We start from the raw sequence: 21,465 nt of genomic DNA, 5'->3' as shown, positions 1-21,465 counted from the left end.
ATTCAGTATAGAAGGGATGGGCGCGGCCTGAGGCACTCTCGGATTAATCGTTAGTGTTATCGCACCATCTCGCCCACCGAGGTTAGCGGCTTAGCGCATGCTGATAATCACGCAGAATCCCGGTTAATCGCCCTACAGGCGCCGTCACGCTCGGGGGAAGTTGCTGTTCTGTCAGCATCTGCTGATAACGTTCAAGCTCGCCCAACAGCTGTGTGAAATAGCGGCTGCGCGTAGTATCGCGCCGAGCTGAAATCACCTGCTCCGCGGTTGCACGAATCTGACGATGAAAGGCAGACAGCGCCGCGTTTTGCGGAATATTCAGCGTTCTCAAACGTTGGTGCATGATGATCAGCCATAGCGCAAGGCGATACTTGGCAATGTCGTCAGGGAAGCGGCTCAGCAGCAGGAACAGCTGTTGATACAGAGCTGGCAGGTGATTTTCTTTTCGCCGCGCGGTGTTGGTCGTCAGGGCCGAGACGGCACCATACACAAAGCGATTCAACAGCGTTCTCCCCGTGTGTGCTTTGGTGTTATCCCGGATCAGCAGGATCACCATCAGTGCCAGGAAACAGCCGATGATCTGGCCGATCGCGCTGTCCAGGAACTGGCTAATGTTGAACGTCATCGGGTTATCCAGCACCAGGATATTGATCGTGCTGGCCAATGCACCCAGCGAGCCCAGCCGACGCTTTTGTACCTCAAGCCCGAGGAAGAAAGCCATCGCCCCCAGACTCAGGCACAGCAGCAGCATGCTTTGCTGCGTTGACGGCAGGATAAACATGAACATCAATGCGCCCAGCGGCAGCGCGTAGATCGTCCCAAAAAGAAAATCCTTCGCCATCATCTGTGGATTCGGCAAACGCATGGCAAGCGACGTCACCACCGCAATCATCACCATACACACACTGCCGGAAGTCCAGCCGGTGCTTAGCCAGAACAGGCAGCCCAGCGCCGTCGCCACGCCAGTGCGTAAACCGTTGATCATGGCATGATGGGTTTCAGCCGAAGGCGCTTTAATTTCCACCTCGCTATTCAGCACGTCAGCTTCTATCGTACTAATGCGTCCGTTGGTCTGTACGCCCTTCGCCAGCAGCAGATAGCGCGTTGCCGCGCCAACCCAACTGACCAACGTAGGCGGCACGCCACGGCTATCCGCTGCAATCAGATGGCGTAATGCTTTCACACGGCAATGCACATCGCGGAGCGACTCAACAGGCTGATCCAACACCAGTTTCAGGCTGCTTTTTACGGGGGGCGGGACATCCTGCAACATCAGGTAGGTTTCACACGCCTGTGTGATCATCGTGAGCGATTGCGTATGCAGCGATGTTAAGCGGCGATTGCTGTTCTGCCAGCGTGAAGACTCCAGCATCAGACTGCTGTGCATGCCGTTCAGCGCGGTCGTTTTACGCACCAGCGCGTGCCATGCCGCGTCTATCGCTTCTTTCTCCGCCCCGCTCATGCTGAGTTGCAGTAGCCGATACTGATCCACCAGCAGTTCACCGATGCTACGGTCAACATCCTGCTTGATCGAACGTGGCGAAAACAGTAAATCCGCCAAAATGGCACAGACGATGCCCAGCACAATCTCGCTACAGCGTTCCACGGCAAACTGCGGCGTCAGCAACGGCGTTCCCTGCGTCGATACAATAATAATCAGCGCGGTATAACCCGCCAGCCCGAAGATATAGGCGTTTTCGACTTTAACCAGCGAGGAAACCCAGGTGCAGAGCCCTGCCCAAATACAGCACAGCATCAACATCACGACAGGTGCACGAACGGTAGCGATAATGATGACAAGTGCACCGATACAGCCGATAAACGTACCAATAATACGCAGAATACCACGATGACGGATCGCGCCAGAAAACGGTTCACCGCCCGCAGCGAACGCCGGCCCAGCGGCGACAATCGCGGCCGTCAGCACCGACCAGCGCGGCGTTTCCAACTGGAGGTGGAAGCCCAGAAACAGGGACAGCACAATCGCAAAGCTCAGCTTGAAGGCAAAGCGAAAACGCGCAAACTTCGGTGTGGTATAGAATCTGGATACTGTCAACGACGGGGTTTTCATCATCGCCTCACTTAGCCAAACTCACGCAGGCGATAAAGCAGGCGAATGAGCGGCGACGGTTTTTTGTCGTTGTTGACCTGCTCGCCGGTGATCACTACGGTGGCCGTCGTGCCAGCCGGATAGAGATCGCCCATTTGTCGATCGAGACGGATTTTTACCGGCACGCGCTGCGCCAAACGCACCCATTCCAGATTGGAGTCCACGTTAGCCAGGCCTTTCGTGTTCGCACTGTTGCTGCTGTTATTGACCCCAGCCGCCACGCTATCCACCGTTCCGTAGAATATCTTTTCGCTACCAAGCGGCGTAATTTCCGCACGATAGCCACGGCGAACGCCTTCAAGTTTGGTCTCTTCCATGTACGCCAGCAGGTAAAACGAATCCTTTTTCACCAGCGCCACCGCCGTATTACCGCGTTCGATAAACTCACCGCTCTGCACATGCAGATTGGTCACCCAGCCGTCAGCAGGGGCACGTACCACGGTGCGTTCCAGTTCCAGTTTTGCCAGCGATAGTACCGCCTGTGCTTTAGCAAGCTGGTGCGTGGCGGTTTCCAATGCATTACTGGACTGATCAATATTTTCCTGCGACATCGCACTGATGCCCAGCCGCGCCCGACGACCGGATTCCCGGCGTTTTTCCGTCACCAGCGCCTGATAGTAGGCAACATCCGCTTCCGCCTGCGCCACGGCCTGGTGGTAGCGCGGCTGGTCGATGACAAACAGCACATCACCTTTGTTTACCAGCTGATTGTCAGTGACGCGAACATCGGTCAATAACCCGCTGACATCTGGCGCGATCGCCACCACATCTGCCGTAAATTTGGCATCACGCGTCCAGGGAGATTCGGTATAGAACGCCCAGACACGGAAGATTGCCACAATCGCACACAGCACAATCACCAGCGTGATGACCACGCGGCTCAGTTTTTTGATCAGCACGGCCTGCTGTCTAAACAAGGGTAAAAAGAAAGCTTTCACAGACACCTCACAGACCGTAACGGAACAGTAAATAAAACAGACAGCAGAACAGCGCGCTGTTAAACAGCGCAGGGTGCCAGACGAAGTCATAGATACCCGTCGGTTGCAGCAGGCGGTTCACGACAAAGAACAGGGTCAACGACACCAGCAAGACAAAAAATACGGGGGGAAATGACAGCCCGAACAGCACCATAACCGGGAGTGAACTCATCCTCTTTTCCTTTTTCTAGTCGATAACGGTAGCGAGCAGGTGTGCTACCGGGTGGTAAATTATGTCGTCTGGCGCGGCCTTTCAGCACCGACAACAGAGCCTCATCCCGCAGGCGAGCAGCCAACGGATGGGATAACGTTAAACTGATGAATAGCGATGTCAGCAGGGGCTGACTAACGATGGGAAATCAGCGTATTACTCTAATTGGGTAAATAAACACAATCATTGAATGGCTCTGTTCTGCCCAGAACCACCGGATAGGCTATATTATGGATGCTTATTATCACCTTATCTACATAGTGTGATCTAAATCACTTTTAAGCCAGAGTGAATAATGGAAAGACTAAAGAGTATGTCGATATTTGCCCGCGTGGTGGAATTTGGTTCTTTTACCGCTGCCGCCCGCCAGTTGCAGATGAGCGTATCCGCCGTCAGCCAGACCGTCACCAAACTTGAAGATGAGCTACAGATTAAGCTGCTTAATCGCAGTACGCGCAGCATTGGTTTGACGGAGGCGGGGAAAATTTACTACCACGGCTGTCGCCGCATGCTGCATGAAGCGCATGAGGTCCATGAGCAGCTTTATGCCTTCAACAACACGCCGATCGGCACGCTGCGCATCGGTAGTTCTTCCACGATGGCACAGAATGTGTTGTCCACCATGACTGCCGCGATGCTGAAGGAATATCCCGGTCTATCCGTCAATCTGGTCACCGGCATTCCCGCTCCCGATCTGATTGCCGACGGGCTGGATATCGTTATCCGCGTCGGTGCACTACAGGATTCCAGCCTGTTCTCGAAACGATTAGGCTCGATGCCGATGGTCGTCTGTGCCGCAAAAAGCTATCTGGCACAGCACGGCACGCCGGATAAACCGGCAGATATGGTGAATTTTTCCTGGCTGGAATACAGCGTACGGCCCGACAGCGAATTCGAGCTGATCGCCCCGGAAGGCATTTCGACCCGCGTCACACCACAAGGGCGTTTTGTCACTAACGACCCGCAAACGCTGGTGCGCTGGCTCAAGGCTGGGGCGGGCATCGCGTACGTGCCGCTCATGTGGATCGTGGACGAAATCAATCGCGGCGAAATTGAGATCCTGTTCAACCGCTACCACTCCGACCCGCGCCCGGTCTACGCGCTCTACACCCGCAAAGACAACCTGCCGCTAAAAGTACAAGTCTGCATTAACTACATGACGGAATACTTCAAAAACGTCGCCCTGACGTATCAGGGCTATCGACAGAATCATAGCGAGGAAAAAAAACCGCGCTAATAAAGCGCGGTCTTAAAGGGATCTAGGGATATCAGCACGAATTACGCAGTGCCGCCAACAGGCAAGCTTTGCCCTTAATGACTACGGGTATATCAAGATTGTTTTTCGATCACTTCGTGGCATAATAAATATTCCCTGTACACATAAACAAGGATAGTTGAATGAAAAATATGTTTTGCGATATAAACTCAACATCAACATTCCCAAAATGGAATTTTATTGATGCTGGATTATGGTATTTACTTCCTGATGATGAAAGATATGTCACTGGTAATCCTAGGTTGTGGGCATATAAAGCCGCATATCTTCAGTATAATAAGGATAAGATAATTAGCCATGCTCATCGTGAAAAAATACCAGTGTTACTATTGGCTGGAGTTGCTGTCTCTGAAGTAGCAGGAACACCGGAAAGATTTAAAGCATACGGGGTTTTACAATATTATCAGATTAGAGATTATTTCAATAATAGCGGAAACACCATATCGAATAGAACTTCTGTCGGTAGTTTAGCTATTCAATTAAGAGCAGCAGCAGAAACACTAGGGATTGACCCATCTAAATTATCAACAACACAACAACTTCAATTATCCAATTGCTTATTAGATGATGACTTTAACATTAACATTGTTGCCAAACATCTTAAATCATTAATAATTTTTGACAACCCTAACATAAAAGATACTTTAAACATAAGCGATGAGCAATTAATAATAGCCGCATCTAGATACAATAGAGGGATAGAAAGGAAAAAAGATGATTTCATATCATCTATTAAAGCCCCCAACGGTGATCCCTCAAGGGATTACTCTTCTTACGGAAGGACTATTATTAAAAGAAAGAATGTAATTTATAAAATAATCGGGATGAACAATGAATAATAATATTATTAAATCCACAATTAACATCATAATGGTTATATATTCATTTTTTGTTATTATTACTTGCATGATGGGAGGGGTATTTAAAGAAGAATGGTTTATAGATGGAGATGAAATAAAAAATGTTTGCGATGTATTAAGAGCAATAGTAGTTGATGATTACAGAGAGACTGTTGCTATTGCCACATTAGCATTAATAACACCTGTTGTTATATATGGAGCCTTCAACAAATTTAGAATAATTTCAATAAATATAATGCTGTTGGTTTTTTTATTTGTTTGGATTTGGTTTTTTATTGTAAAATACAGAAACTGTCTTTGGTTTTAACTAAATAACCTGGCAGGCGTTAAATATCCGCCTGCCATAAAAACAAAATCAAACACCCATTTCAGTCCATATGCTATAACCAGATGTTCCAGCTATAACATGTGACCATGAAATAGACTTATATCTAAATGTAATAATTTCTTCTGGCTGATTGTCGGAATGATTTATAGCATGAGGATATACAACATTCACTCTAATTATATTGGCATCAATTAATTTCACAGAATAAAACAATTCCAGCCCACCGCCAGAAGCGGTTCTATAGAAAAAGAAATCAATGTCTAGATATTCATTATCAGATATAGCCATTCCAAATAGTGGGGATGACTTGTCTATTGGTTTGACAAATGATATAGGCCCATGAGAAACATTATGGTCTCTTGTTATTCCATGTTCAAAAGCCAATACCATTATTTGATCTTCATGGCCATTTTGATACTTATTACCAATAGAGCTAAAAGTTGAACATCCAGCAGAAATAAGCCCCTGTTTTTTACCATTAACAGTCGCGTAAATTATATTTGCCATAAAAATCCTTTTAAGATGTTATTTTACTTGTAACTATAGTTACGTTAAAAATCTCTAAGATCAAGTTAATTAACGTCTATACCTCTCATACTTAAAGCTGCTTATGCGTTGGCCGCCCTTGCTCACCCCAATCACTTACTTGCAGCGTACCCATCAACAACATAAAACAGCTTTAATTCAATCACTTATAAACAATTTTTCCTTTGAATGACTAAACTGCCACGATTCACCGCGCTAATAAAGCGCGGTCTTAAAGGGATCTAGGGATATCAGCACGAATTACGCAGTGCCGCCGACGGTTAGGCTTTCCAGTTTCAGCGTAGGCTGACCCACGCCGACAGGCAGGCTTTGCCCTTCTTTTCCGCACACGCCGACGCCGTTATCCAGCGCCAGATCGTTACCGACCATCGAGATCTGCTGCATCGCTTCAATGCCGGAACCAATCAGCGTTGCGCCTTTGACTGGCGTAGTGATACGGCCTTTTTCGATCAGGTATGCTTCGGATGTCGAGAAGACGAACTTGCCAGAGGTGATATCGACCTGACCGCCGCCAAAGTTTGGCGCATACAGACCGTATTCAACGCTGGAGATAATCTCTTCCGGCGTGGATTTCCCAGCCAGCATGTAGGTGTTCGTCATACGCGGCATCGGCAGGTGCGCATAAGATTCGCGGCGACCGTTGCCCGTTGGCGCAACGCCCATCAGACGAGCATTCATCTTGTCCTGCATATAGCCTTTCAGAATCCCGTTTTCGATCAGGACATTGTATTGCCCCGGAACCCCTTCATCGTCCATCGAAACTGAACCGCGACGTCCGGTCAGCGTGCCGTCATCCACCACCGTGCACAGCTCTGACGCAACGAGTTTCCCCATCTGCCCGCTGAATACTGACGTACCGCGACGGTTAAAATCGCCTTCCAGACCGTGTCCTACCGCTTCATGCAGCAACACGCCCGGCCAGCCAGCACCCAGCACTACAGGCATTGGCCCCGCAGGTGCAGCCACCGCCGACAGGTTAACCAGCGCCATACGCACGGCTTCTTTTGCCCAGGCATCGACGCGCGCTTCGCCGTCAGCCACTTCCCAGAAATAGTCATAGCCGCCACGCAGGCCGCCGCCGCTGGAGCCGCGTTCACGTTTGCCCTCGGCTTCGACCAACACGCTGATCGACAAACGCACTAACGGTCGCACATCCGCCGCCAGCGTACCGTCCGTCGCCGCCACCAGCACCAGCTCATACACACCGGTCAGGCTGGCTGAAACTTCCTGCACGCGCGCATCTGCGGCACGCGCGACCGTGTCAGCACGCTGCAACAGCGCAATTTTGTCCTCACGCGTCAGGCTATCCAGCGGGTTCAACGTTGGATAGAGCGCATGATGCGATACCGCTCCCAACGTGTGCGCCGTGCCTGTACCCTGTTCCCGCACAATGCTGCGTGCTGCCTGCGCACTCTGGTGCAATGCGTTCAGCGTGATCTGATCGGCATAAGCAAACCCGGTCTTTTCACCGTCAATCGCACGGATACCCACGCCCTGATCGATATTGTAAGAACCGTCTTTAATGATGCGATCTTCCAGTACCCAGGACTCATGGTAGCTGGACTGGAAATAGAGATCGGCATAGTCCAGTCGACGCTCATTAAGCGACCCCAGCACAGCGGCGAGATCGTCAAGATTCAATTTGTTGGCGGTGAGTAACTGCTCACTGACAAACGAAAGGCTCATAGTTTTTCACTCTTTATCAGATAATCGGCTGAGTACGCTGCGCTGCCCTAACGGCATTATTCGCCTTTCTTCTTGTTCGGCTCACGCAGCACTTCCTGAATCTTTGGCTGATCGAGGCTACCGGAAATCTGGTAGCGAATCAGCGAAATCTTGTTCCATAGCGGTGCCAGCACTTTACTGGCAGCAAACACCGCGGCCCCAACAACCGGGTTAACGGCAAATGCGGTCGCCACCCCCACCGTCGCGGAAATTTCTGGGGCGATAACCGCTTCCATATTGACCTGTCGCTTAGCGAGATCGAGATCGCCTTTTATCGCGATATCGGCCTCCAAACCGTCGACCAACATATCATCAGTATGCAACACGCCGTCTTTAATCCATGCCGTGTTGCGAATCGAGTCGAAGTAAAATCCGCGGCCAAACGTATCACTAAAATCGAACCGCAGCTTACGCATCAGCGCATCAAAGCTCAATAAACGCAGCAATTGACCAGCCTGACCTGCACCCACTTCAGCAATTTCACCTTTACCGATGCGCGTGTGCAATATTCCGCTCAGGCTGGCAATATCCGGTGCCCAAGGCGTACCGCGCCAGTACAGATCGTAGTCCACATCGAAAGAACCAGCTTTCAGCGGTGAATCAACGCCAAACCAGTTAGCGTTCTGCTCCAAGCTATCACCTGTCAGACGGCCTTTTAACGCCGTCCGCACGCCTTCTGCGTTTTCCTGCCAGGAACCGTTTACCGTCAGGCGAGCTTTGCCTGTATCAATCATACCGTCTGCCAGCGTTAATTTTTCCTTTTCTGGCAGCAGCGTTCCCTGAATACGACCCATATTCTGCCCGAGAATCCAGCACTGGCGACAGTTAACCGCCAGCGACGGCCAGTCCTCAAAGCTGATGCTCGGGTCGTTTAGCGGCGATTTTTTCTCTGCTAATGCCACCGGGTTGGTCGCTTCATTCCCTTTCCACTGAGGATTGTAGTAGAGATAATTGATGTCGCTGCGCCACATGCCGCGATTGGGTATCTCAACCATTCCGTCAATTTCGCGCCCTTTTACCTGCACTTCACTGCCAGAAAGCGTATTTTTACGCGTGATGTCCAGATCGTGCCACTGCTGCCCCAGCAACTGTAGCTCAGGTGTCCGCAGCGTCACGGCTTCAGGAAAACGAAGAGAACTATGCGCCTTTTTCCCTTCGGCTGGTGTCGAAGCACGCAGCGAAGGCAGAAGCCCCAGCCAGCTTTCAGCATCCAGCGGCGGGAGATCGAGCACCAGAGCGGAATCTTCTGGCAATGCAGGCGCCGCCGTAGCCCCGTTCTGCCAGCTTGCCCGCGCCAGCGTCACGGTGTCGCCTTTCAGCAGCCATTGGCTATTGAAACGGTTATCTTTGCCCACTCGCCCTTGCATGGCAAAACCATTCAGGTCACCGCTGGCTTTCACTTCCAGCGGCAGGCCCTCGCCAGCGGGTTTACTTAGCGGGTTAGGTAAGTGACTACTTACTTTATTTAAATCAGCCTGTACATCAACATCATAAGTTGTTTTACCAGTATGCGGCAGGTTGACGGCAATCGTACTTTTCCAGCCTGCCGTGCCGGACAGGGCTTTGCTGGCCGATGCCGGTAAACCGGGCAAGAGCGCAGGCTGCCAGTCGCCCTGCAAGCCAACATTCACCAGAAAAGCCTTCGCGTGTTCTTCCGTCGTGAAATTGACCGCCATCGGCTGATTCAGCCAATTCGCTTGAAGAGTTTCACTGCGTAAGTTACCGTTTTCATAGCGGAATTTACCGGTGAGATTCTTAATCGTGGTATCCAGCGGCTTGATGTAGAGGCTGTTATTGTTCAGCATAATGTCGCCACTGGCGCGGACATCATCACCGGCAAGCGGAATATCCAGATGCAGCGTCCCTTTCACCGGCCCGCCAATTTTCAGCTCGTCCAGCGCCGTGCCCAGCGAGGATTTCAGCGGCGTCTGATGAAAGTAGTTCCCCACCTCTGGCCCCGGACCGTCCAGTTCGCCATCGACGAGCAGCATCTCTTTTTCATAATCGGGAATGACCGCACTAATGTTTTTGCCTTCCACTTTGCCCAGCCAGGTTTGGGGCGCAAACATCCACAGGCCGTTATTGGCGAAATCCAGGTTAATATCCAGCGGCGTCAGCGCAGGCCAGCCCGGCTGAAACTCAAAGGTGGCATCTTTTACTGGCACCCAGACTTCAAACTGGCCTTCGTTGTGCGTATACGGGAAATGCCGCGGATTGCCAGCAAAGATCAGCGTCGCGTTATCAACACGACCGCCCTTCAGCGCACCGCTCAGATAGTCCACCAGCTCGGTGCCCATAAACAGTTCGGGATAATAGCGCCAGGCATCAGCCGCGTCGGTCAGTCGAATCCCCGCCAGAATATCCAGCTTCGGTTCCTGCTTGGCGGGCTGTTCATAGCGGAAATCACCGTTAGCCCATAGCGATTTCGCCTGCACGTCCAGCCCATGACTCCAAAGCGACAGGCCTTGCGCATCATTACGCCAGTCTATCGTGCCGCTGGCCTGCTTGATTTCCAGCGGCGCGCGGAACATATCGACATAGGGCAGCGTGCTCTGCTTTAACGCGATGCTGACCTGACCGCGTTCGGCACTGCCGCGGGCAGAACCAGAGAAATGATTAACCCCCGGCAGCAATTTCCACTGCTTCCAGCTCACATCCTGCCAGTTGGCCTGAAAGCGGCTTCTTTCCGGCTGCTGTAAAGGGATATCCACGGCAACGGTATCCAGCGTGCCCGTCGGTTGCAGCTCAGCCCAGCGTTCTTTCAAGGCAGGCGTAGCCCCAGACAACAGCGGAAACAGCGTACTTAGTCGTTCTAGCGCCAAATTACTGGCTCGAACGCGCAGCTCTTCCTGCCGATCGGGTCCCAGCATATGTTCATTTTTGGGTAGCCAGAGGGCGGACAGCCGACCTTGTGGCCAGTCGACGCCATCCGTTGCCACATTCAATTCTGGCACATCCACCTGCCAGCCATTTTCCTGACGGCTGATATGTAACGCCACGTCGTCCACATTCAGACGATGTGCATCATTTCCTTCACCCCAACTCGCTGTACCCTGATTAAGGAGCACATCGCCACTGTGGATGTCGCCATCACGAACATTGAGCCACGCCGCCAGACTAAAATCAGCACTTTCCAGCCCGGTGTTGTTTTTCATCCAGCGGCTGAGCCAAGGCTTCATATCGATATTATCAGCCTTCAGATAGAACGTGCCGTTGCTGAGCAGCCCCTGCTCATCGCGCAAATCCATACGCATCTGCACCACGCCGTGCTGGCCGTTAAAACTCGACAAGCTAATTAAACCTTCCGCACGATGGCGTTTTTCGGAATTCAGCCAGGTCAGTTGGGGAATGCTCAGCTCCGCGCGGGAACCGGAAGGGGTAAGAAAGGTAACGTGGCTATCACGCAGGTCAAAGTGGTCAAACTGGCGCAGGAAAAGATCGCTGACCTTTCCTGACTCCATCAGTTTGCTATCCTGCTGCTGCCCGGTAAATTGGCTATTAATATCGAGCTTTAACTGGTGAAACGTGAGATCGCGAAACTGCCAGCGCCCGTGCAACAGCGACTGCCACACATCCAACGCCAGCGTAATGCGGTCAACCTGCCAGTCCGATTCCGGTAGGGACGTGCGAAGTTTTTCAATTTCCAGCGTGGGGCCAAAGGACTCCCAGCGCCCCGTCATGGAGCCGATTTCTAACGGAACACCGACCGCAGACTGTACCAAGGCCACCAGCTGTGGCCGGAAATGATCGAGCTGTGGCAGCACCAGTCTTAAGCCGCTGACTAACAGCGCTACCATCACGACAAGAGTGGCACCCGTGATGATGAGTATTCCGGGCAGTCGCCTCACTAATTTCTCCTTCTTTCGTCGCCGACGACGAGCGCACGAATTTACATCATTACAACGTCAAACTGCTCCTGGCTATACAGGGGTTCGATTTGCACTTTGACCTGTTTGCCGACGAATATTTCAACCTCAGCTAACGCGTGCGACTCCTCACTTCTCAGCGCTTCCCCGACAGCCGGTGAGGCATAGACCAGGAATCGATCGGTGTCATAAGCGTGGTGGACACGCACGATTTCACGCATGATTTCATAGCAGACGCTTTCTACCGTCTTCACCGTGCCACGACCATTACACGTCGGGCATTCATGACACAGCACGTGTTCGATACTCTCACGCGTGCGTTTGCGCGTCATCTCCACTAATCCTAGTTGAGAGAAGCCGCTAATACTGGTTTTAACCCGATCTTTACTCAGCGCCTGCTCCAGTGAATGCAGCACCCGCCGGCGGTGATCTTCGTTATTCATATCGATGAAGTCGATAATGATGATGCCGCCGAGGTTACGCAGGCGCAGTTGTCGTGCAATCGCCTGCGTCGCTTCCGTGTTGGTATTGAAAATAGTTTCATCCAGATTGCGGTGGCCGACGAATGCCCCCGTGTTGATGTCGACGGTCGTCATCGCTTCGGTCTGATCGATGATCAAATAGCCGCCAGACTTCAGTTCAACCTTTCTGTCCAGCGAACGCTGGATCTCATTTTCCACGTCAAACAGGTCGAAAATCGGCTGTTTACCCGCATAGTGTTCAAGTTTGCGGGTCATCTCTGGAATGTATTCGGCGGTAAATTCCAGCAGCGCTTCATACGTCAGTCGGGAATCAATCCGAATGCGATCCAGCGCAGCACCAGCAAAATCACGCAAAATCCGCCGGGCGAGTGCCACCTCACCGTAGAGCTTACATTTGGTCTGGTTGCGCTTTTTACGCTCCATCACCTTGACCCACAGACGCTTCAGGAACGCTGCATCCTGTGAAAGCTCTTCTTCACCGACGCCTTCCGCTGCGGTACGAATGATGAAACCACCGTCATCATCACAATACTCTGCAACCGTTTTCTTTAAGCGCTCGCGTTCCGCTTCGCTCTCAATCCGCTGTGACACACCGACGTGCGATGCCCCAGGCATAAACACCAGATAGCGCGACGGCAACGTGATATCAGTCGTCAGACGTGCGCCTTTGGTTCCCAGTGGGTCTTTGACCACCTGCACCATGAGATCCTGACCCTGACGTACCAGTTCGGCGATATCACGGACATGAAAATTCTTCTGTTCGTCACCGGCAACGCATTCGGTGTGCGGCATAATATCGGACGCGTGCAGGAATGCCGCTTTATCCAGACCGATGTCCACAAACGCCGCCTGCATGCCCGGCAGGACGCGACTCACGCGGCCTTTATAAATGTTGCCGACAATGCCGCGCTTCGCATCGCGTTCGATATGAATTTCTTGCAGAATGCCGCCGTCGATATAGGCAACGCGCGTTTCTGACGGTGTAACGTTTACCAGTAACTCAGCAGTCATGTTTTCCTCTTGCACGCCGCAACGCAGCAAAATTACTGAATAGCTCATGGGTTTCTACCAGCGGCAGCCCAACCACCGCGTAATAGCTCCCATTAAGCGACCGGACAAAGCATCCACCTTTGCCCTGAATACCGTAGGCCCCAGCTTTATCCATCGGTTCGCCGCTGGCGATATACCGTTCGATATCCTGCTGCGAAAGCGGACGGAAGACGACATCGGTTGTCACCAGACAGCTCAAGACATCATCTTTATCTGCCAGCGCAACGGCCGTCATCACCTGATGTGGTTTTCCGGACAGCTGACTCAGCATTTCTGCCGCATGAGCTTCATTCTGTGGTTTTTCCAATACCTGACCGTTCAGTACCACAATGGTGTCTGCACCCAGAACCGGTAAATCAGACGGTGCCGCCACGACACCCGCAGCCGCTTTCTCATGCGCCAGACGTCGGACATAAACTTCCGCCGCTTCTTCCGGTAACCGCTGTTCTTCCACCGCGACATTCAGTACAGAAAAAGGAATATCGAGCTGCGTGAGCAGTTCGCGACGGCGGGGAGAAGCGGAAGCCAGATAAAGCTGAGTCATGAATCACCTTATTGCACAGTAAACTGACGACGAATTTTACGCATCAGCAGGAACAGCCACGGCCAGAGTACGCCATCAACAACACTATTCCAGAATGTTTCCGGTCGGAAAGAGACATTAATAACTAAAAATTCTGCCCAGAATACCGTGAGATCCATCAGCAGCGACAACAACATGACGATTAACGCCTGCTGCCATAACGCCATATTTCTGAATAGCTGGAATTTAAAGGCGACCAGATAAGCAATAATGCTCATCGCCAGCGCCCGTACTCCCAGTGTAGACCCAAGAATCAGGTCCATAATCAGACCTAATATAAATCCTGTGCCGACATTCACTCGATGTGGCAATGCCATCACCCAGTAAATGAGGAACAGCGTCAGCCAGGAGGGGCGAAACATGTAGATTTCATCCGGCCACGGCATAATCTGCAAAACCATGGCGATCAGAAAAGAAAGCCAGATAATCCAGTTGCCATGCCTGCGATAACGGTTCATTGGCGGCCTCTCTGCGGCTCAGCGGTGGGCGTAGCGGTATCAGGAGGAAGCGGTGGTCCCATGTCGTCAGGCGACGGTAAAACCTGCGGCATCATCTGCATCAGACGCTCATTGGCAACCCGATGCACTTCCGCTGGCGGCAGCGCCGTATTGGAGTTGTTTTCCACGCCCCACAGTAATAGCAGATAGCGCAGGCGCTGTAGCCCCGCAGTCGGACGTGCCTGAATAATCGTATAGGCTCGCTGCGTATCGGCCTTGACCGATGACACAACACCAACGGGATACCCTTCTGGGAAACGACCGCCCAGACCCGATGTGACCAGCACGTCACCCACTCGGATGTCGGTATTGTTAGGCAGGTGTTCTAGTTGCAGATCGTCGGCGCAGCCATTACCGGCGGCAATCACACGGATATCATTGCGTAGCACCTGAATCGGCAACGCGTGGGAAACATCACAAATCAACAAAACCCGACTGGTAAACTGACCAACCGCCACAACCTGACCCACCACGCCTTTATCGCTGATGACCGGTTGCCCTTCATACACGCCATTCGCCTGACCTTTATCAATCACCACCTGATCGCTGTAAGGGTCGGTTCCGGCGGACATCACCTGCGTCACCATTTTCTGCTCATCCTGACGCAGCGGCGAGCCGAGCAGTTCACGTAACCGCGCATTTTCCTGCTTGAACTGGCCTAGCAGCAACAGGTCACTGTTTTTCATCAACAGTTCCTGACGCAGCGCGGTATTTTCAAGGCTTAATTGCTCACGGGTTGCCAGTGAGGCAGACATATTGTCCAAAACCTGACGGGGTCCATTCGCCAGAAAGTAGAATGGGCTGACAGTGGTATCCATATACGTTCTGATTTTGACGAACGAACCGAGCCGACTGTCCGCAACGATCACGACAATCGCGGTAACGACAGCAAGAAAAAGTCGTAATTGCAGGGAAGGCCCCCTGCTAAAAAGCGGCTTCATAAAATTTGCGTATTCCTCGACAGCAACCTCAAATCGCACCTGGCGATTTTTAACGTCACAAAGCGGCGCCCCGTAGGGCTACAGGCAAATAAAAAAGGGGTAACCACGAGAGATGAAAAACGCAGGCGTCCATCCATCAGGTCCCCCCCCTTTTCCAGACAGGATTACTCCTCGCTGAACAAATCGCCACCGTGCATGTCGATCATTTCCAGCGCCTTGCCGCCGCCACGGGCAACACAGGTCAGTGGATCTTCAGCCACCACAACCGGAATACCGGTTTCTTCCATCAGTAAACGATCCAGGTTACGCAGCAGCGCGCCGCCGCCGGTTAATACCATACCGCGCTCGGAAATATCGGAGGCCAGCTCCGGCGGGCACTGCTCCAACGCCGCCATAACCGCACTGACGATACCCGTCAACGGCTCTTGCAGCGCTTCCAGAATTTCGTTGGAGTTCAACGTGAATCCACGCGGTACACCTTCAGCAAGGTTACGGCCGCGCACTTCAATCTCCAGCACTTCGTCGCCCGGATAAGCGGAGCCGATTTCATGCTTGATACGTTCTGCCGTTGCTTCACCGATCAGTGAACCATAGTTACGGCGAACGTAGTTAATGATCGCTTCATCAAAGCGGTCACCACCAATACGTACAGAAGAGGAGTACACCACGCCGTTCAGCGAGATCACCGCGACTTCCGTGGTACCACCACCGATATCCACAACCATGGAACCGGTCGCTTCGGATACTGGCATGCCAGCACCGATCGCAGCCGCCATCGGCTCTTCAATCAGGAACACTTCACGGGCACCGGCACCCAACGCGGATTCGCGAATGGCACGACGCTCAACCTGCGTTGCGCCTACCGGAACACACACCAGCACGCGCGGGCTCGGACGCATAAAGCTGTCGCTATGCACTTGCTTGATGAAGTGCTGCAACATTTTTTCTGTGACCTGGAAATCGGCAATCACACCGTCTTTCATCGGGCGAATCGCCACGATATTTCCAGGGGTTCTGCCTAGCATCTGCTTAGCGTCATGGCCGACTGCTGCCACGCTCTTTTGAGAACCAGCACGATCCTGACGAATCGCAACCACAGAGGGTTCATTCAGTATGATGCCCTGCCCTTTAACATAAATCAGGGTATTGGCGGTACCCAGGTCGATGGACAAGTCGTTGGAAAACATGCCACGAAATTTCTTAAACATAACTAAAGGATAATCCTGCAAGCTGGGGGCGAAAAATAAATCCGCCTACTTTACCAACCACACGAAGCAGCGACAAGGCACGAAAAGGGTCTGCTTCGGTGAAAATAAGTCTGCGTTGCGCACGTCGGCGTCAGGGAGAAAGGCACAACATGCTTTCTCCTCAGGCGGCAAGGCATCTTACCACTGTCCACCCGACAGAATTGCGCTAACACAGGACATAAAATCTAACATTTAATCGGATTGCCGCTAACGTAAGCACACACTAACCGATTTAACAACCGCCTCATTCTACGTCAATTTGAACGGGACGTTTATATTAAACACGATGCCGCGGTGAATATTTTTTCAGCTCATCCGTTACAGAGACTGATGCGGCAAAAAAATCACCTTGCCCACCATAAACTCCCTTGCCCAACAGCATCCGCCACTCCTCTTTGGTCCGCACGCCAGCGGCAAATACCCGCGTTTGCGTGCCTTTACAGGCCTCGGTCAAGCTTTGTACAAACAGCTGATTTTCCGGGCGGCGCTCAAGACTGCGGACCAAACCGGGATGAAGCTTGATGATCTCCACGGGGAGTGACTTGATGTACGTCGTACTGACCAGCGTCAAACCCGCCTGCGTGACCGCCAGGCGACAGCCTAATCCCAGGATCAAATTGAGAACCGGGCGCAGGCGGCCGATATATTGACAGACATCTGCCTCTGCAAGTTCAAATAAAATGCACTGACGCTGCGTTTTCGGACATTGCAGTAAGACTTCTTTCAGCCAGCGCAGGAAAGGTTTCTGCAAAAGTGAGTCCACACTTACCGGTAAAGCCAGTGTTTCTCCGGGCCAGCTCGCTGACAAATCAATAATTCGCGCCACAAGCTGCCGATCGTAGCTGGCCGCCAGCCCCAGCTGTTGAACCAGCGGCATATACTCCGCCGCGAGCAGTTCCTGTTCTCCGTCGTAAATACGGCTCATCATTTCACGATGATGTACCACGCCCTCTTTGGTGACCGCAGGTTTCTGATACAACCGCGGACCGCCGCGCGCCAGCGTCTGCTCCAGCAAGGTCCGCCATTTCACGCTGCCGCGCCCTTTGTCTGGCACCTGCCTGTCAAATACACACCAGCTGTTACCGCCCTGCAACACCGCATTGCGCGTCGCGTCCTCCACACTCTCCATCACGTGCTCAGCGCTTTGACCGCCGCGATAGGCGCAAATACCAATGTGGAGAACGTCCTCGCGATCGATCAACGGACAGGCGGGGAGAATATCGATGGATTTCACCAGCTGCGTGGCAATTGCAGTGGCTTCCTTTAGCGTGCTATGGGGGAGTAATACGGTGAAATCGCTGCTGAAATAACGCGCCAGCAGCGCAGAGGGATAGCGCATGACAAACGTCGACAGCAGGTTGATCAGCGTGAAACGGTATTCCTGAAGCGCACTGGTATCGCCGTGCGTTTCTTGCAAGGTTTCAAAATCAGGTACGCGAATCATCATGACAACGCCGTGCGTCCCCACCTCTTCGCCATCTTCCAGTTGTGTGGTCAGTTGGTTATCAAAAAATAGGCGATTATTCAATCCGGTTTCAGCATCCTGCGCGGCAAAAGCACGGATTAAGGTATCAACACGCCCACGCTCCTCCCTCGCCTCCACTAAATCGGACAACAGTTGATCGAGCGCCCCGCTGGTATTGACCGGCCATTCACGAACCGATCCTTGCATAACCGACTCACGCTCACCTTTGAGAATACGCTGTGCGCGTTTTTCCAGTTCCTCCTGTCCAGCAGCCTGACAACGCAGCCAGCAGATGGAGAAATACAGCATCAGGAGCATCAGACCCGCAGCCAATAACACCGATAGCATCGACACCACGAACCGCGGTAAACCAATCAGCGGGTCGACATATTTTAAGGCGATCGTCATGTTCAAATGATGCATCAGCGGAAATTCGACCTCATGATAGAGGTGCGTGCGTTCCCAACCGGCCTCGGGCAGCTGTATTGAATAGAGGGTCGAATCGTTATCCTGAATATCCAACACAACAATGCCTGCCGTCTTCATCATTCCCGGCAGCCAGTATTGGATATTTTCAGGCGATTGCACTAATAACGCCTGATCGATACTGGCCGTGACCTCGCGTAGCTGTTGCTCAGTCCGCAACTGACTATAATAACAGAGGCTAAATATGCTACTGAAAAGCATAAGAAAAATGGCGACAACCGTCAGCAATACCACGAGTATCGAAAATCTGGTCGTAAATCCCATCCCTGTGTCCTATTCCAAATAATTGTTATTTCAGCGAGTTTGTTGTTTTTTATCAGTTCGCATAGGCCAGCAACATAGTACCTTCATTAACAAACTGTACTTTATTAACAAATAGTCCCTGTAATAACTATAGTAACTATAGTCGTTAATGACTTCCCCATATTTAATCCTGCTACAGGAGATAGCCCATGCAGGCTTTAGTTCTTGAACAGTCAGACGGACTGACCCACGCTCAGATTCGCGAGATTGACGCAGAGCAGCTTCCCGCCGGGGATGTAACTGTTGATATCAGTTTGTCCGGCATTAACTATAAAGATGCGCTTGCCATTACCGGCAAAGGCAAAATTATTCGTAACTTCCCGATGATTCCAGGGATCGATTTTGTCGGAACCGTGCGTCACAGTGACAACGATCGGTTTGCCGTCGGTCATCCTGACAGGGTGGGGCGTGGGTGAAAACCACTGGGGCGGCCTGGCACAACAGGCGCGTGTGAAGAGCGATTGGCTGGTCCCTCTGCCCGCGTCGCTGGATGCGCGTAAGGCTATGATTCTTGGCACCGCAGGCTTTACTGCGATGCTGTGCGTGATGGCGCTGGAAGATGGCGGCATCACCCCAGAAAGCGGCGACATCATTGTGACGGGTGCCAGCGGCGGCGTCGGCAGTACGGCAGTTGCCCTGCTTGCAGAGCTAGGCTATCAGGTTACTGCCGTCAGCGGCCGTGCCGACAATACTGATTATCTGAAAAAATTGGGTGCCAAACAGGTGCTAGATCGCAGCGAATTCAGCGGCAGCCCTCGCCCGCTAGAGAAACAACGGTGGGCCGGCGCGGTAGATACCGTCGGCGACAACGTGCTGGCGACGCTGCTGGCGCAGATGGATTACAACGCGACAGTCGCCGCGTGCGGTCTGGCTGGCGGTGTTGCCCTGCCAACGACCGTGATGCCATTTATTTTACGTAATGTTCGTCTGCAAGGCGTGGATTCCGTGATGGCACCGCTGGCGCGCCGTCAGCAAGCGTGGGAGCGTCTGGCTGCCATCCTGCCTGAGTCGTTCTATCAGCAAGTTACGCAGGAAATCGGGTTGGAAGATGTCCCTGCCGTTGCCGCTGCCCTGCTGGAAAACAAAGTCACTGGCCGTACGCTGGTGAAAATCAGCTAACACTTTTCGTTGACGTATTAATTTGCGGAACGAAAACGGTGATAATGGAATAGAAGAGTAAAGCGTCCGCGACAGGGACAAAGGCGTCAGGAACGCCTTTGAACGTCGCTTGCGACGGCCCTGAAAGGGTGAATCTCAGGGAGGAGATTCATATCTGCGCGGCTCGAGCGTACATGGATGTATTCACAGCGTCTTACGATCTATCCATTATCATCGCCCAACGCATTATCAGTAATCTTGAGCGCTGTTACACCCTGCAAAAAAGTATTTCCTCTCTCCTGTCGCAGTTTCTACCGCAAGTCATCTATAACTAAGTGAACGGTAAGCATTAAAAACGCCACTTTGCGTCAACAATAATAATGACTGGCGGGAGTTCACATGCACAAACATCGCAAATTCACGGAAGCCGACGTTACCCCGGAATCCCTCTTTTATCAGCGTCGACGCGTATTAAAAGCGCTGGGTATTTCCGCTGCGGCGCTCTCACTGCCCTTTTCTGCACAGGCTGACCTGCTGGCCTGGTTTAAAGGTGGCGATAAACCCAAAGCGCCACCGGGTAAACCGCTCACGTTTAGCCAACCCACCGACTGGAAGCTCGATCTGCCACTCACGCCGGAAGATAAAGTTACGGGCTATAACAACTTCTATGAATTCGGGTTGGACAAAGCCGATCCGGCGGCCAATGCGGGCAGGTTAAAAACCGAAGGCTGGACCGTCAAGATAGACGGTGACGTCGCTAAGCCTCTCACGCTGGATATCGACGATTTGCTAAAACGCTTTCCGCTGGAAGAACGGATCTACCGTTTCCGCTGCGTCGAGGCATGGTCGATGGTGATTCCGTGGGTCGGCTTTGAGCTGGCCAAGCTGATTAAATTCGCCGAGCCCACCAGCAACGCCCGCTACGTGGCGTTTCAAACGCTTTACGACCCGGAGCAAATGCCGGGGCAAAAAGATCGTTTCATGGGCGGCGGGCTGGATTATCCCTATGTAGAAGGACTGCGGATGGATGAAGCCATGAATCCCCTGGCGCTGCTGGCCGTCGGTGTCTACGGCAAGACGTTGCCGCCGCAGAACGGTGCGCCCATCCGGTTAGTTACACCGTGGAAATACGGCTTCAAGAACATCAAATCCATCGTACATATCCGGCTCACTCGTGAGAAGCCGCCCTGCACGTGGAATCTGGCGGCTCCAGACGAGTATGGCTTCTATGCCAACGTTAACCCGCATGTGGATCACCCACGCTGGTCACAGGCGACAGAGCGCGTCATTGGCTCAGGTGGTTTGCTTAACGTTGAACGTCAACCCACGCTGTTGTTCAACGGCTATGCCGATCAGGTCGCCTCGCTGTATCGCGGCCTGAATCTGCGCGACAACTTTTAGCTAATAACACAAA

At 52.3% G+C, this 21,465-nt stretch carries 17 protein-coding genes and 1 pseudogene; 6 read left to right on the top strand and 12 right to left on the bottom strand.

The genetic code is table 11. From position 1 onward, the window contains the following. Window positions 1-82 precede the first annotated feature (82 nt). Genes aaeB through JFY74_01610 form a run of 3 tightly spaced genes read right to left on the bottom strand, consistent with a single transcriptional unit; the run spans window position 83 to window position 3,259 of the window. Entirely contained in the window at window positions 83-2,071 is a 1,989-nt protein-coding gene (gene aaeB, locus JFY74_01620) for a p-hydroxybenzoic acid efflux pump subunit AaeB (protein QQG30421.1), read from the bottom strand. 11 nt (window positions 2,072-2,082) lie between these two features. Continuing rightward, the gene (gene aaeA, locus JFY74_01615) at window positions 2,083-3,048 is read right to left on the bottom strand and encodes a p-hydroxybenzoic acid efflux pump subunit AaeA (protein ID QQG28793.1); all 966 of its coding nucleotides are present in this window, start codon (window positions 3,046-3,048) and stop codon (window positions 2,083-2,085) included. 7 nt (window positions 3,049-3,055) lie between these two features. Next, window positions 3,056-3,259, bottom strand: coding sequence for an AaeX family protein (locus JFY74_01610; GenBank protein QQG28792.1), 204 nt, complete (start codon window positions 3,257-3,259; stop codon window positions 3,056-3,058). A 334-nt stretch (window positions 3,260-3,593) separates the two neighbouring features. Between JFY74_01610 and aaeR the strand changes: the two genes are divergently transcribed. The 3 genes from aaeR to JFY74_01595 all read left to right on the top strand — a co-directional run bounded on the left by aaeR (window position 3,594) and on the right by JFY74_01595 (window position 5,741). Beyond that, window positions 3,594-4,535: an HTH-type transcriptional activator AaeR gene (gene aaeR, locus JFY74_01605; protein ID QQG28791.1), complete on the top strand. Its 942-nt coding sequence runs from the start codon at window positions 3,594-3,596 to the stop codon at window positions 4,533-4,535. A 161-nt stretch (window positions 4,536-4,696) separates the two neighbouring features. Then, complete coding sequence (locus tag JFY74_01600) at window positions 4,697-5,413, top strand: hypothetical protein (GenBank protein QQG28790.1); 717 nt, start codon at window positions 4,697-4,699, stop codon at window positions 5,411-5,413. Beyond that, entirely contained in the window at window positions 5,406-5,741 is a 336-nt protein-coding gene (locus tag JFY74_01595; GenBank protein QQG28789.1) for a YjeO family protein, read from the top strand. The genes JFY74_01600 and JFY74_01595 overlap by 8 nt, the downstream gene beginning before the upstream one ends. A gap of 48 nt (window positions 5,742-5,789) precedes the next feature. Here JFY74_01595 and JFY74_01590 read toward each other — a convergent pair whose 3' ends face one another. The 9 genes from JFY74_01590 to csrD form a co-directional block, all read right to left on the bottom strand. Next, window positions 5,790-6,269 carry an Hcp family type VI secretion system effector gene (locus tag JFY74_01590; protein QQG28788.1) on the bottom strand — a complete coding sequence of 160 codons (480 nt, stop codon included), beginning with the start codon at window positions 6,267-6,269 and terminating at the stop codon, window positions 5,790-5,792. Between the two features lie 279 nt (window positions 6,270-6,548). After that, window positions 6,549-7,994 carry a metalloprotease TldD gene (gene tldD / locus JFY74_01585; GenBank protein ID QQG28787.1) on the bottom strand — a complete coding sequence of 482 codons (1,446 nt, stop codon included), beginning with the start codon at window positions 7,992-7,994 and terminating at the stop codon, window positions 6,549-6,551. A 56-nt stretch (window positions 7,995-8,050) separates the two neighbouring features. Next, window positions 8,051-11,881, bottom strand: a complete 3,831-nt coding sequence (gene yhdP, locus JFY74_01580; GenBank protein ID QQG28786.1) for an AsmA2 domain-containing protein YhdP — start codon at window positions 11,879-11,881, stop codon at window positions 8,051-8,053. A 41-nt stretch (window positions 11,882-11,922) separates the two neighbouring features. Next, window positions 11,923-13,392 (bottom strand): ribonuclease G, encoded by a 1,470-nt coding sequence (gene rng / locus JFY74_01575; protein ID QQG28785.1) that lies wholly within the window; start codon window positions 13,390-13,392, stop codon window positions 11,923-11,925. After that, complete coding sequence (maf, locus tag JFY74_01570) at window positions 13,382-13,975, bottom strand: septum formation inhibitor Maf (protein ID QQG28784.1); 594 nt, start codon at window positions 13,973-13,975, stop codon at window positions 13,382-13,384. Before maf ends, rng begins: the two co-directional genes overlap by 11 nt. 8 nt (window positions 13,976-13,983) lie before the next feature. After that, window positions 13,984-14,472, bottom strand: coding sequence for a rod shape-determining protein MreD (gene mreD, locus JFY74_01565; GenBank protein ID QQG28783.1), 489 nt, complete (start codon window positions 14,470-14,472; stop codon window positions 13,984-13,986). After that, a complete protein-coding gene (gene mreC / locus JFY74_01560) occupies window positions 14,469-15,452 on the bottom strand; it encodes a rod shape-determining protein MreC (protein ID QQG28782.1) in 984 nt (327 codons plus the stop codon). The genes mreD and mreC overlap by 4 nt, the downstream gene beginning before the upstream one ends. A 164-nt stretch (window positions 15,453-15,616) precedes the next feature. Then, window positions 15,617-16,660, bottom strand: a complete 1,044-nt coding sequence (gene mreB / locus JFY74_01555) for a rod shape-determining protein MreB (GenBank protein QQG28781.1) — start codon at window positions 16,658-16,660, stop codon at window positions 15,617-15,619. A 316-nt stretch (window positions 16,661-16,976) separates the two neighbouring features. Continuing rightward, window positions 16,977-18,914, bottom strand: a complete 1,938-nt coding sequence (gene csrD, locus JFY74_01550; protein ID QQG28780.1) for an RNase E specificity factor CsrD — start codon at window positions 18,912-18,914, stop codon at window positions 16,977-16,979. A gap of 188 nt (window positions 18,915-19,102) precedes the next feature. Here csrD and JFY74_01545 point away from each other — a divergent pair. From JFY74_01545 to msrP, 3 genes and pseudogenes are all read left to right on the top strand, one after another. Next, a pseudogene (locus JFY74_01545) lies at window positions 19,103-20,072 on the top strand (oxidoreductase). A 173-nt stretch (window positions 20,073-20,245) separates the two neighbouring features. Beyond that, on the top strand, window positions 20,246-20,386 hold the full coding sequence (locus JFY74_01540) for a hypothetical protein (protein QQG28779.1): 141 nt from the start codon (window positions 20,246-20,248) through the stop codon (window positions 20,384-20,386). A 64-nt stretch (window positions 20,387-20,450) separates the two neighbouring features. Next, entirely contained in the window at window positions 20,451-21,452 is a 1,002-nt protein-coding gene (msrP, locus tag JFY74_01535) for a protein-methionine-sulfoxide reductase catalytic subunit MsrP (GenBank protein ID QQG28778.1), read from the top strand. Window positions 21,453-21,465: the final 13 nt, after the last annotated feature.

Source organism: Pectobacterium carotovorum, from assembly GCA_016415585.1.
GTDB lineage: Bacteria > Pseudomonadota > Gammaproteobacteria > Enterobacterales > Enterobacteriaceae > Pectobacterium > Pectobacterium carotovorum_K.
The sequence above is the reverse complement of the archived record's forward strand: the minus strand, read 5'-3'. Positions and strand labels throughout refer to the sequence as shown.

Coding starts and splice junctions, on each gene's coding strand:
- aaeB (QQG30421.1), bottom strand. CDS start 2,071: ATGAAAACCCCGTCGTTGACAGTATCCAGATTCTATACCACACCGAAG.
- JFY74_01610 (QQG28792.1), bottom strand. CDS start 3,259: ATGAGTTCACTCCCGGTTATGGTGCTGTTCGGGCTGTCATTTCCCCCC.
- aaeR (QQG28791.1), top strand. CDS start 3,594: ATGGAAAGACTAAAGAGTATGTCGATATTTGCCCGCGTGGTGGAATTT.
- JFY74_01600 (QQG28790.1), top strand. CDS start 4,697: ATGAAAAATATGTTTTGCGATATAAACTCAACATCAACATTCCCAAAA.
- JFY74_01595 (QQG28789.1), top strand. CDS start 5,406: ATGAATAATAATATTATTAAATCCACAATTAACATCATAATGGTTATA.
- JFY74_01590 (QQG28788.1), bottom strand. CDS start 6,269: ATGGCAAATATAATTTACGCGACTGTTAATGGTAAAAAACAGGGGCTT.
- tldD (QQG28787.1), bottom strand. CDS start 7,994: ATGAGCCTTTCGTTTGTCAGTGAGCAGTTACTCACCGCCAACAAATTG.
- rng (QQG28785.1), bottom strand. CDS start 13,392: ATGACTGCTGAGTTACTGGTAAACGTTACACCGTCAGAAACGCGCGTT.
- maf (QQG28784.1), bottom strand. CDS start 13,975: ATGACTCAGCTTTATCTGGCTTCCGCTTCTCCCCGCCGTCGCGAACTG.
- mreD (QQG28783.1), bottom strand. CDS start 14,472: ATGAACCGTTATCGCAGGCATGGCAACTGGATTATCTGGCTTTCTTTT.
- mreC (QQG28782.1), bottom strand. CDS start 15,452: ATGAAGCCGCTTTTTAGCAGGGGGCCTTCCCTGCAATTACGACTTTTT.
- mreB (QQG28781.1), bottom strand. CDS start 16,660: ATGTTTAAGAAATTTCGTGGCATGTTTTCCAACGACTTGTCCATCGAC.
- csrD (QQG28780.1), bottom strand. CDS start 18,914: ATGGGATTTACGACCAGATTTTCGATACTCGTGGTATTGCTGACGGTT.
- JFY74_01540 (QQG28779.1), top strand. CDS start 20,246: ATGGATGTATTCACAGCGTCTTACGATCTATCCATTATCATCGCCCAA.
- msrP (QQG28778.1), top strand. CDS start 20,451: ATGCACAAACATCGCAAATTCACGGAAGCCGACGTTACCCCGGAATCC.